This window comes from Algibacter ulvanivorans, assembly GCF_048381495.1.
In the GTDB taxonomy this organism is placed as follows: Bacteria; Bacteroidota; Bacteroidia; order Flavobacteriales; family Flavobacteriaceae; genus Algibacter_B; species Algibacter_B ulvanivorans.
Window position 1 is genome coordinate 619,710 of the sequence record NZ_JBLWGD010000001.1, and the last position, 12,029, is coordinate 631,738.

A 12,029-nucleotide genomic window follows, 5' to 3' on the forward strand; every position below is an offset into this window, starting at 1 on the left:
TAATATAAAACCTGTTTCATATTAATTGAAATAGGTTTTTTTTATCTTTAGATTTTAATACAAGAACTCATGAAAAAAACACTCACACTTTTAGTTTTGGCTTTTATATTAAGTTGTAACTCACAAAAACAAATTATAACAACCCATCCAGATTCGGTTAAACCTGTTAATGAAAATACAGAAAATAATACTGCAACATCTAATAATAAAGCTGCTTATAGTTTTAAAAAAAATGCGCTATTAAAAGATGTAAAATCTAGCTTGGAATACTTAGCTTCTGATGAATTAGAAGGGAGGAATACGGGAAGTAAAGGTATAGAGAAAGCAGCTGTTTTTATAGAAACGTTTTTTAAAAGTAACAACGTAAAACCTTATTTTAAAACATATAGAGATAGTTTTAATATTAAAGAAATTATAGGCTATAACGTTGTTGGTTATGTTGAAGGTAACGACCCCAAATTAAAAAATGAATTTGTAATTCTTGGTGCGCATTACGATCATATAGGTACAGGAAAAGAAGTAAATGGCGATATTATAGCAAATGGAGCAAATGATGATGCTTCTGGAACAGTAGCTGTTTTAGAATGGGCTAAATATTTTTCTAAAACAAAAAGTAATAAACGTAGTGTGTTGTTTACGCTTTTTGCTGCCGAAGAAATGGGGTTAAAAGGGTCTGAACATTTAGCAGAAAGACTTAAAAAAAGTAACCTAGATATGTACACCATGATTAATTTTGAAATGATAGGTGTGCCAAGAGCCCAAAATGAAATTATGGCCTATATTACAGGTTTTGAAAAATCTAATATGGCAAAAAAATTAAATACTTACCGAGGCTCAGAAATTATAGGTTTCTTTCCTAAAGCAAAATCTTTTAATTTATTTATGCGCTCAGATAATTATCCGTTTTATGAGGCTTTTAAAGCTCCTGCTCATGCCATATCAACTTTCGATTTTACAAACTTCGATTTCTATCATCACGTAGATGACGAGGCCGATAAAATGGATTATAACCACATGACTAACTTTATAAATAAAATGATTCCAGCTTTAGAAGGCATGATAAATGCATCAACTAAAGAAATAAAAATGAATAATGAGTAAAAATATAATAATTACAGGAACAAGTCGTGGTATAGGTTTTGAGCTTGTACAAATATTAGCAAAATCAGGACACAATATTTTAGCGCTTTCGCGGAATGAAAAACCTATTCAGCATTTAAAACTCGATAATGTATCGTCTTTTTCTTTTGATTTAAATGAGGTTAATGCCTATAAAAAGGTTGAAGATTTTATAAATAGTAAGTGGAACCATGTCGATATTTTGATAAATAATGCAGGAGCTCTATTAAACAAACCATTTTTAGAAATAACAATGGCAGAATTTGAAAAAGTTTATAAAACAAATGTTTTTGGTGTGGCAGAGTTAACCCGTGTGGTTTTACCTTATATGAAAAAGAATAGCCATGTTGTAACCATAAGTTCAATGGGCGGTGTGCAAGGTAGTATGAAGTTTCCTGGTTTAGCTGCTTACAGCTCAAGCAAGGCTGCAGTTATAACCTTAACAGAGTTACTGGCAGAAGAGTATAAAGAATCTGGAGTGTCATTTAATGTTTTAGCATTAGGAGCCGTACAAACCGAAATGCTAGCAGAAGCTTTTCCAGGATATCAAGCCCCAACAACAGCATTAGAAATGGCCGAGTATATAAAAGACTTTGCGCTTAACGGAAATAAGTATTATAATGGTAAGCTGTTACAGGTTTCTAACTCTACGCCTTAGTTTATGAGTAAATATAAATGTGTTATTTTCGATTGCGACGGTGTTTTAATCGATAGCGAATCTATTGCCATAGGTGTTTTAGTAGATATGGCTAACCATTTAGGAGCTAATCTAGATTTTAAAGAATCTCTTAAAAATTTAAAAGGAAAATCTTTTAATCATTGTTGTACAATTATTTCAAATAGAATAAAAGCACCACTTCCAATCCATTTTGAAACCGATTATCGTATAAATACTTTTGAAGCTTTTAGGCAAAATATTAAACCCATTAAAGGCATTAAAAATGTACTTGAAAATTTAACTATGCCATTTTGTGTGGCATCAAGTGGTCCAGAAAATAAAATTCGGCTTAATTTAGAACTTACAAAGTTATTACCTTTTTTTGAAGGAAATATTTTTAGCTGTTACGCCATACAGAAATGGAAGCCAGAACCCGATATTTTTCTTTGGGCAGCCCAAACTATGGGGTATAAACCTAATGAATGTTTAGTAATTGAAGATAGTCTTGCAGGTGTAAAAGCAGCAAAATCTGGCGGATTTGATGTTTTTGCCTATACCGAACACGATTATAACAATGAGTTAGCAATAGAAGCAAATACAACTTTTAATAGTATGGATAAGTTGTTGGGCTTGCTTGAATCTTAATGAGATAATAAAAATTGTTTTTTTTTCTTACAAATTATTAACTTGCTAAATGTGTAATTGATGAATTTCTTATTATTTTAGCAGTAATGCAAAAACAGCTTCAAGAATATTTACCTACAAATGCGTTAGCAGGAGTTTTAAAACTTTTAGAACACGATAACTTGTTTGTTAAAATTAAAAACGAAAGAAAAACACGGCATGGCGATTATAGACATTTACCAAGTGGGAAACATCAAATTACAATAAATTCGAATTTAAATATCTATCGGTTTTTAATTACATTAATACATGAAATTGCACATTTTGAAGCCTATAAAACTTATGGAATATTCATAAAACCACATGGTAAAGAATGGAAGCATACATTCCAATATTTAATGTTACCTTTTTTAAACCCCGAAGTTTTTCCAAAAGATATTTTGCCCTTACTAGCCAAACATTTTAAAAACCCAAAAGCCTCTAGCGATACAGATACGCAATTAGCTTTAGCTTTAAAACAATTTGATAAGCCCAACGATAAAACTTTTATTTTTGAAATACCTTTTGGTGAGTATTTTAAATTGTATAACGGAAAAGTATTTAAAATGGGACAAAAAAGAACTAAACGTTTCGAGTGTTTAGATATAAAAACAGGAAGAATTTATCTTTTTAATCCTAATGCAGAAGTAGAATTAATAAACCAAATTAACCATATAAAATGAATAAAAACTATTATGCCATATTAATGGCCGGAGGAGTAGGATCAAGATTTTGGCCAGTTAGCACACAAGATTTTCCAAAACAATTTCATGATATGCTTGGAACTGGTGATACCTTAATTCAAAAAACGTTTCATCGTTTGTCAGATTTAATTCCAAAAGAAAATATATTTATTTTAACCAACGAGCGTTATAACGATTTGGTTTTAGAGCAATTGCCAGAAGTAACCCAGCGCCAGGTTGTATTAGAACCAGCCATGCGAAATACAGCACCCTGCATATTGTACGCCTCGTTAAAAATACAAAAAGAAAACCCAGATGCTGTAATGATTGTGGCACCAAGCGACCATTGGATTGAAGATGAAAAAACGTTCTCTAAAAATGTACAAGAAGCTTTCCATTTTTGTTCAGAAAATAATGCTTTAATGACATTAGGTATACAACCAACATTTCCAAATACAGGTTATGGCTATATTGAGTTTGATAAATCTTCAACAGAAGTAATAAAAACTGTAAACCAATTTAGAGAAAAACCCGATTATAATACGGCAAAAAGTTTTATAGAACAAGGTAACTTTTTATGGAATGCGGGAATTTTTATGTGGAGCGCCAAAAGTGTTATAGAGGCTTTTAAAAATAACCAACCAGAATTATATAGTCTATTTGAAACAGGAATACCCGTATATAATACCAATGCCGAAAATGAATTTATAAAAGAAAACTACCCTAAGGCCGAAAATATATCTGTAGATTATGCCATTATGGAAAAGTCTAACCATGTAAAAGTAATTGCTGCCGAATTTGATTGGAACGATTTAGGTACATGGGGAAGTTTATACGATAAGTTAGATAAAGACGAGTCTAATAACGCAGTTGTAAATGCAAGAACCTTAACTAACGATGCTTCTGGGAATATGATTAGAACTAAAAACAATAAAATTGTTGTTGTTGATGGCATCAAAGATTACATTATTGTTGATAAAGAGGAAGTTTTGCTTATCTTTCCTAAGTTAAAAGAACAAGATATTAAGAAAACCCTCCAGCAAGTTAAAGACAAGTTTGGAGAGCAATATGGTTAATTATGAGCGAAGAGAGTAAATTTAATTTTTCAGAAGAAGAGGCTAATACAGAAGCTTTAAAAAAAGCGCAAAATGTCGAGAAATCTAAAGAAAATGTCAAAAAAGATGCTCAAGGCCTTCTGGCAAGTATAAAAAAGTTTTTAAAAGAACTTTTAGATTTTAGGGACGAGACCGATAGAGATGCCACCATTCAAGCTATAAAAGGCGATATTCCTTTTAAAGGTGCAACAGCATGGATTTTAGTGTGTTCTATATTTGTAGCTTCTATTGGGTTAAATGCTAACTCTACAGCAGTTGTTATTGGCGCCATGTTAATTTCGCCGCTAATGGGACCTATTTTAGGCGTAGGTTTGTCTATTGCTATTAACGATATAGATACACTTAAAAGATCGTTAATTAATCTAGCAACCATGATTGTTTTAAGTTTATTAACTGCGTTTTTGTTTTTTAAATTTTTTCCGCTTAGCGAAGATACTAACGAGCTTTTAGGGCGTGTAAAACCAGATATTAGAGATGTACTTATTGCATTTTTTGGTGGTTTAGCCCTAATTATTGCGCGAACAAAAAAAGGTACTATTGCTTCGGTAATTTTTGGTGTAGCAATTGCTACAGCATTAATGCCGCCACTTTGTACAGCTGGTTATGGTTTAGCAAAAGGTAACTTTATTTACTTTGGCGGTGCCATGTATCTGTTTACTATCAATACTATTTTTATAGCTTTAGCTACCTTTTTAGTGTTGAAACTTTTAAGGTTTCCTATGTTAAAGTATGCTAACTCTAAAAGAAGATTATTTATATCTAGAATGGCAACACTATTAGCTATTATAGTTATGATTCCTGCAGGTTTTACCTTTTGGGACGTTTTAAAAGAAAGTAATTTTAGAAAAGATGCAAGAGATTTTATTGAAAACGAATTAAACGAATTGCCGCATGCAGAGTATATAAAAAACAATACCATTTATAATTACACAGATAATGAAGGTAGTAAAATAGAGTTAAATACTTTCGGGTTAGATGAAATACCAGAATCTACAGTAGCGCTTTTACAAAGCAGAATGAGAAATTATAGTGCTTTGTATAATAGCGAGTTGGTAATTAACCAAAACCGTTCTAAGAATCTAGATAACTTTAAATATATGGAACAGCTTAGAACACGAGATTCTTTAGATTTATTATCTCAAACTCAAAAAATTGCCTATTTAGAAAATAAAGTGCAACAGCTTTCAAAACTTGAGAAAAATTATGTGGCTTTTGATGAGTTGGCAAAAGAAGTTAAAATTAATTACGAAACTATAGAGCAATTGTCTTATGCTAATGTTATAAATTCAAACTTTACAAAAATGGATACCATATCTGTTTTTTCGGTAAAATGGGTTGATTCTTTAGCTAAAGAAGATTTAAGAGTTAAGGATAAGCAAAAACTAGAAAAATGGCTTAAATTAAAGCTTAAATTAGATACTCTAGTTATTAAGCGTGTAAATTAAAATTTACATAAAAAGTAAAAGGTTTTGTTTTAACAAGTTGTGTTTAATTGAAAAAAATGAATGATTCGAAAAAAATTGAGCTAATAAAACTGCAATTATCAAAACTTGATAATGGAAATTTTGAATATAGGCAATGGTATACTAATACGACTAATATATTCAAAAAATCATTCGAAGATTCTGATGATAAAATTGCACAAGTCAGAGCGTGTATGAACAGTCCTGCATATATGTTTTCTGGAATTGATGTTGCTAAATTAAAAGAGGATTGGCGAAACCTTTTGACTGACTACATTGAGGAAATAGAACTCTTTGCCGAAATGGAAGAAGAACCTGTAGAAGAATTTAATGATGAATTCGTTCATAATGGTCGGTTAGCAGAAATCGGAAAATTAGAAAGCAAAGATTTTGACTTTATAAAATTGCATCAGCTCTGTAAAGAAATTGACTCTAATTACCGAAATAATAACTTTTTGAGCGTCGTTATGAATGGTCGAGCAATAATTGACCACGTATCACCAATCTTTGGATTTGACAATTTTAATCAAGTTGCTAATAATTACGCTGGTGGAGGAAAAAGTTTTAAAAAGAATATGGAAAGATTAAATACAACTATGCGAAATCTGGCTGATATGTATTTACACAGTCCAATTAGAAAAAAAGAAGCTCTTCCAAATGATGTTCAAGTAAATTTTAAGAGTGAACTCGATTTGTTATTATCCGAAATTATTAGAATTGTTAACGAAAACAACTAATCATACACAAATACGTTGGTAAACATTAGGAAAAACTAGTTTCTGAACTAGATAACTATTTTAAAATTTAAAGAAAATAACATTAAACTTAAGAAATAATCACTTTAAGAATATGAAAAAAAGCTTTATACTTTTTCTAATACCTGCCATCCTTTTATCATGTGGAAAACCAACAAAAGAGGATAATTATAAGAAACAGATTAAAACGTACTTCGAAGAATCAATGCACGACCCTGATAGTTATGAATTAGAGTCTTTTAGTTTGTTAAGTGACGAAACTACAATACCTGTAAAAATTCTATGGCCAGCCAAAAAGAAGCTAGTAAAAGAAAACTTGAGCAACGAGATTTATGAAAAAAAACTTGACAGCATAATAAAACTATATTCTGAAATTTACGAACAAGCTTTTATCAAAGTTAGAGGAAAAAATGCCTTTGGGGCTAAAACAATGAATAGGTATACTGCCAAATTTGAAAATGGGGTTTTGATTTCAGTAGAAGATTAAATCATTTAAAATTAAAAACAGAATGATATTTATTCATTCGATGGAATAAAAAAATAACATTTGCCAACAAACCATACACAAACACGTTGTTTTTAAGAGCCAGTAGGTTTTATTTAAACTTATTCGTTTTCTTCTAAGTACATTTTACGTACTTTTTTAAATAAGTTGGACGAGTAAACAAAATCGGTAACCACTTCGTTATCGGTTTTAAATATAGTTTTGTTAGAACCTTCCCAAGCCTTTAAGCCATTACGTAAGAAAACAATTTTTTCGCCAATTTCCATTACCGAGTTCATATCGTGCGAATTTATTACAGTTGTAATTTGATATTCGTCTGTTATTTCTTGAATTAAATTATCTATAACTATTGCTGTTTTGGGGTCTAGGCCAGAGTTTGGTTCATCACAAAATAAATATTTAGGATTATTTACAATAGCGCGTGCAATGGCAACACGTTTTTGCATACCTCCAGAAGCTTCGCTAGGCATTTTTTTATGCGCATTATCTAGATTAACACGTTTTAAAACAAAATCTACACGATCTTCCATTTCACTTTTACTTTGTTTAGTAAACATTTGCAACGGAAACATAACATTTTGCGCTATAGTCATAGAATCGAATAAGGCACTTCCTTGAAATACCATACCTATTTCGGCTCTAATATTACGTTTTTCGTCTTCAGAAAGCTGCGCAAACACTTTACCATCATAAGCAATAGAGCCAGCTTCATAATCAAACAAGCCTAATAAGCATTTTAAAAAAACAGTTTTACCCGAGCCACTTTGTCCAATTATTAAGTTGGTTTTTCCTTTTTCAAAAGTGGTGCTAATACCTTTTAAAACTTCAACTTCTCCAAACGATTTATGTAAATTATTAACTTCTATCATTAGCTTAATAACATTTGGGTTAAGAAATAGTTTAAAATAATAATAACAACGCTAGTCCAAACAAACGATGTTGTACTGGCTTTTCCAACTTCTAATGCGCCACCTTTCATATAAAACCCATGAAAAGAAGGAATTGTAGCTAAAATAAATGCGAAAACAAAAGTTTTAATAAAGGCATAAATTACATGAAAGGTTTCAAAATCGTTTTGAATACCAACAATATAATCTTCAAGGGTGCTAAAACCTCCATAAACGCAAGCAGCCATACCTCCTAATATACCTAAAAACATAGCAATAGAAATTATAAAAGGGTATAACAACATGGATATAAATTTAGGAAAAACTAAATAGTTTAATGCGTTTATTCCCATAACTTCTAAGGCATCTATTTGTTCTGTAACACGCATGGTGCCTATACTTGATGTGATAAACGAACCTACTTTTCCAGCCATAATAATAGACATAAATGTAGGTGCAAATTCTAAAATAATAGATTGTCTAGTAGCAAAACCAACTAAGTATTTTGGAATTAATGGGTTGTCAATGTTTAAGGCCGTTTGTATGGTTACAACACCTCCAACAAAAAAGGAGATAAATGCTACAATACCAAGAGAGCCAATTATTAAATCGTCAATATCTTTTAATATTAATTGTTTCATAACAGCCCATTTGGTAGGTTTACGAAACATCTCAACTATCATTAAAAAATACGCGCCTATATTGTGTAGGTAATTCATATACAAATTTGTAAATGCTAAAGTAAAAAAAACTTATCCAATTTAACCTAAATTTTAAATTATGATGTTTTTAAAAACGTATTTTTGAACTCGATTTAAATTTAAAATTAAGATGAAGTATTTTTTAGCTTTTTTATTTGTTTTTACATGTTCAGTATCAATTTCAGCACAAAATGAAAACCCTAAATTAGTAGTAGGAATTGTTGTAGATCAAATGCGTTACGATTATTTAACTCGTTTTTACGATAAATACGATGAAGGAGGCTTTAAGCGTATGATGCAAGAGGGGTTTAATTGCAAAAACAATCATTACAACTATGTGCCTACTTATACTGGACCTGGGCATGCATCAATTTATACAGGTACAACACCTAAATATCATGGTGTTATAAGTAATAATTGGTACGATAAGGAAACTCAAAAAATGGTGTATTGTGCAGAAGATAATTCGGTTAACGCAGTAGGGTCTAATACTGATAAAGAACGTATGTCTCCGCAACGTATGTTAACAACAACTTTTGCAGACGAAAATAGGTTGTTTACCCAGTTAAGAGGAAAAACTATAGGAATTTCTATAAAAGATAGAGGCGCTATTTTACCAGCTGGCCATACTGCAAATGCAGCTTATTGGTTTAGAGGAAAAGATGAAGGCAACTTTATAACAAGTACATACTATATGGATAAACTACCTAAATGGGTAAATGATTTTAATGCATCAAAAATAGCTAAGTCGTATTTAAAAGAGTGGAATACTTTATACGATATTTCAACTTATACAGAAAGTGGGGCAGATTTAAATACGTTTGAAGGCGGTTTTAAAGGGAAAGAAACTGCAACTTTTCCATACGATTTAAAACAATTATCAAAACAAAATGCTGGCTTCGATATTTTAAAAGCAACACCTTATGGTAATAGTATAGTTGCAGATTTTGCAATAGCAGCTGTAAAAGCCGAGCAACTTGGTAAAGATAATATTACCGATGTTTTAACTGTAAGCTTTTCTAGTACCGATTACGTGGGGCATAATTTTGGTGTTAATTCTAAAGAGGTAGAAGATACTTATATTCGTTTAGATAAAGATTTAAAGCGTTTTTTTGAAACCTTAGATGCCGAGGTTGGCGTAGGCGAGTATACCGTATTTTTAACATCAGACCACGGAGCTATAGATGTTCCTGCATATTTACAATCTTTAAAAATTCCAGCAGGGTATTTAGATAGAAATGAACGAAAAGAAAAATTTAATGCGTTTTTAACTAACACTTACGGGACTACAGATGTTGTAGAAAATATTAGCAATAATCAAATTTTTCTAAATAAGAATAAGCTAAAAGAACTTAATTTAGATCTAGACGATGTGCAAGAAACTATTGTAAATGAACAAATAAACTATGCCAATATTTCAAAAGCTTATACAGCCATTACCATGAGTTCTGTTAATTTTACAGAAGGTATAGAGGCTTTATTACAAAAAGGATACAATCAAAAACGGTCTGGCGATGTAATTTTATTAGACGATCCTGCTTATATATCTTACGGAAAAACAGGGTCTACACATGGTAGCGGCTTAAATTACGATACCCATGTGCCTTTACTATTTTTTGGAAAAGGCATAAAGCAAGGCTATACCTTTAAAAAAACTGAAATAACAGATATTGCGCCAACCATATCGGCACTTTTAGGAATTAGTTTCCCTAATTTTGCAATAGGGCAACCTTTAGATTTTGTATTAAATTAATGAGCAGAAAAACCTTAACATCTATAATAGTTTTAATTCTTGTTCTCTGTGTTTATGGTTACGAGTTTTTTTTAGATGAAGAAGAAAAGACTCAAATAATAACTAAAGGTCAAGCGACTAAAAGCAATACAAACGAGTATTTTTTGCCAACAAGTACAACAGGGCAAATTGTGCACCATGAAGGCTATTCGTTGTCTTATAGTGAAAATCATGAACAGGCCGAGTGGGTTGCTTACGAGTTAAAAAAATCACACCTATCAAGTACGCATTATAAACGGCCTTATTTTGAAATTGATAAGGCTGTAAAAACAGGTGCTGCAAGTTGGCGTAATTATAAAAATTCTGGTTTCGATAGAGGTCATCTTTGCCCTGCTGGAGATAGACGTTATACAAAAACTGCCCATGATGAAACTTTTTTAACCAGTAATATTAGCCCGCAAGAACACCAGTTTAATGCTGGAATTTGGAATACTTTAGAACAGAAAGTACGCTATTGGGCAAGAAAGTACGATGGCGTTTTTGTTATTACAGGCGGGGTTTTAAAAGGAAATTTAAACACTATTGGTACAGAGCAGGTATCGGTGCCAAAGCAGTTTTATAAAGTGCTTATTGATAATAATTCGGGCAACACTAAAATGATTGCGTTTTTAATGCCTCATGAAAATTCTAATAAACCATTATACGAATTTGTAGTATCTGTTGATGAGGTTGAAAACCTTACAGGAATAGATTTTTTTCCTGAGTTGGATGATGATACTGAAAATAGGTTGGAAGCTTCAAGTAGCTATAAAGGCTGGAGTTTTAAATAATTAATTAGTATTATAGTATCAATCTTAAAAGGGAGTGTTTCTTTATTTTAAGAATTTATTTAGCATACCATTCCACCTTAATTTTCTTATAAATATGCCTTCTTCAACAGACACTAAATAGTCTATTTTTTCTTTTTTTGCTTTAAAATATCCTGACATATAATCTTTAAATAAAGAAAGGCTTCTTTTTTTATAAGCTAGTTTAATTGCCGAAATAAGTGTAATTGTAAAGCCGTAACGCATTTTATACATGGCTTTGCCTTGCATGTATTTTGATGCTTTATTGTAACTAATTCCTGTGGGTTTTAGATGCTTTACGTGTAAAGATTTGTCTGTTAAAATTTGCCAATTGTAATATTTTGCAAGTAGCTCATCAACGGTATCCCATCCCATAGATGGTTTTAGTTTACCTATTTCTAGAAAACAGTCTTTTCTGTATGCTTTTAAAGCACCACGAATATGGTCTTTATTGGTTAGGTTTTCTAAAACCCATTTTTTGTTTTTTTCAATATAGCAAAAGCCAGAGGCCATACCTAGTTTTTTATTATTTTTAAAATGAAAGGCCAATTGCTCTAAATAGTTATCAGGAAAAATTAAATCGGCATCAAACTTACAAATAACATCATAGTTATTGTCTAAAATTTCGTAACCTTTATAGAAAGCATTTATAATTTTTGAGCCTGGTAAATGCTGGTTTGATGATTTTGAATTTATTAATGAAGCCCAAGTGTGCTTTTCTGCAAACGCATTAACGATATCTTGAGTTTTATCGGTAGAATTATCATTAACAACAACAACTTGTTTTGGTTTTAAGGTTTGCCTAGCCAAAGACTGAAGCGTAAGACTAATAGAATTAGCTTCGTTATGCGCAGGAATAATAATGTAAAAGTTCAATTTAATAAAGTTTAAAACGTAAAG

The 12,029-nt window shown here is 31.2% G+C and carries 13 protein-coding genes; 10 read left to right on the forward strand and 3 right to left on the reverse strand.

What is annotated here, in order from left to right; all coding sequences use genetic code 11:
* Positions 1-69: 69 nt before the first annotated feature.
* From ACNG5D_RS02860 to ACNG5D_RS02895, 8 genes are all read left to right on the forward strand, one after another.
* On the forward strand, positions 70-1,101 hold the full coding sequence (locus tag ACNG5D_RS02860; protein ID WP_418181986.1) for a M28 family metallopeptidase: 1,032 nt from the start codon (positions 70-72) through the stop codon (positions 1,099-1,101).
* Positions 1,094-1,777 (forward strand): SDR family NAD(P)-dependent oxidoreductase, encoded by a 684-nt coding sequence (locus ACNG5D_RS02865; protein WP_418181987.1) that lies wholly within the window; start codon positions 1,094-1,096, stop codon positions 1,775-1,777. Before ACNG5D_RS02860 ends, ACNG5D_RS02865 begins: the two co-directional genes overlap by 8 nt.
* 3 nt (positions 1,778-1,780) lie before the next feature.
* Positions 1,781-2,422 (forward strand): HAD family hydrolase, encoded by a 642-nt coding sequence (locus tag ACNG5D_RS02870; protein WP_418181988.1) that lies wholly within the window; start codon positions 1,781-1,783, stop codon positions 2,420-2,422.
* A gap of 86 nt (positions 2,423-2,508) precedes the next feature.
* A complete protein-coding gene (locus ACNG5D_RS02875) occupies positions 2,509-3,123 on the forward strand; it encodes a SprT-like domain-containing protein (protein WP_418181989.1) in 615 nt (204 codons plus the stop codon).
* Positions 3,120-4,199 carry a mannose-1-phosphate guanylyltransferase gene (locus ACNG5D_RS02880; RefSeq protein ID WP_418181990.1) on the forward strand — a complete coding sequence of 360 codons (1,080 nt, stop codon included), beginning with the start codon at positions 3,120-3,122 and terminating at the stop codon, positions 4,197-4,199. The genes ACNG5D_RS02875 and ACNG5D_RS02880 overlap by 4 nt, the downstream gene beginning before the upstream one ends.
* Before the next feature lie 2 nt (positions 4,200-4,201).
* Positions 4,202-5,683 (forward strand): DUF389 domain-containing protein, encoded by a 1,482-nt coding sequence (locus ACNG5D_RS02885; protein WP_418181991.1) that lies wholly within the window; start codon positions 4,202-4,204, stop codon positions 5,681-5,683.
* A gap of 56 nt (positions 5,684-5,739) precedes the next feature.
* Positions 5,740-6,438, forward strand: coding sequence for a hypothetical protein (locus ACNG5D_RS02890; RefSeq protein WP_418181992.1), 699 nt, complete (start codon positions 5,740-5,742; stop codon positions 6,436-6,438).
* Between the two features lie 112 nt (positions 6,439-6,550).
* Positions 6,551-6,943, forward strand: coding sequence for a hypothetical protein (locus ACNG5D_RS02895; protein ID WP_418181993.1), 393 nt, complete (start codon positions 6,551-6,553; stop codon positions 6,941-6,943).
* A 119-nt stretch (positions 6,944-7,062) separates the two neighbouring features.
* On the opposite strand, the gene ACNG5D_RS02900 is transcribed toward ACNG5D_RS02895, so the two are convergent.
* Both ACNG5D_RS02900 and ACNG5D_RS02905 read right to left on the reverse strand, forming a co-directional pair.
* Positions 7,063-7,830 carry an ABC transporter ATP-binding protein gene (locus ACNG5D_RS02900; RefSeq protein ID WP_418181994.1) on the reverse strand — a complete coding sequence of 256 codons (768 nt, stop codon included), beginning with the start codon at positions 7,828-7,830 and terminating at the stop codon, positions 7,063-7,065.
* Positions 7,830-8,567, reverse strand: coding sequence for an MlaE family ABC transporter permease (locus tag ACNG5D_RS02905; RefSeq protein ID WP_418181995.1), 738 nt, complete (start codon positions 8,565-8,567; stop codon positions 7,830-7,832). Before ACNG5D_RS02905 ends, ACNG5D_RS02900 begins: the two co-directional genes overlap by 1 nt.
* Positions 8,568-8,679: 112 nt before the next feature.
* On the opposite strand from ACNG5D_RS02905, the gene pafA reads away from it, so the two are divergent.
* Complete coding sequence (pafA, locus tag ACNG5D_RS02910; RefSeq protein ID WP_418181996.1) at positions 8,680-10,302, forward strand: alkaline phosphatase PafA; 1,623 nt, start codon at positions 8,680-8,682, stop codon at positions 10,300-10,302.
* Complete coding sequence (locus ACNG5D_RS02915; protein ID WP_418181997.1) at positions 10,302-11,111, forward strand: DNA/RNA non-specific endonuclease; 810 nt, start codon at positions 10,302-10,304, stop codon at positions 11,109-11,111. The genes pafA and ACNG5D_RS02915 overlap by 1 nt, the downstream gene beginning before the upstream one ends.
* Before the next feature lie 42 nt (positions 11,112-11,153).
* Here ACNG5D_RS02915 and ACNG5D_RS02920 read toward each other — a convergent pair whose 3' ends face one another.
* Positions 11,154-12,005 carry a glycosyltransferase family 2 protein gene (locus tag ACNG5D_RS02920; RefSeq protein ID WP_418181998.1) on the reverse strand — a complete coding sequence of 284 codons (852 nt, stop codon included), beginning with the start codon at positions 12,003-12,005 and terminating at the stop codon, positions 11,154-11,156.
* Between the last annotated feature and the right edge of the window lie 24 nt (positions 12,006-12,029).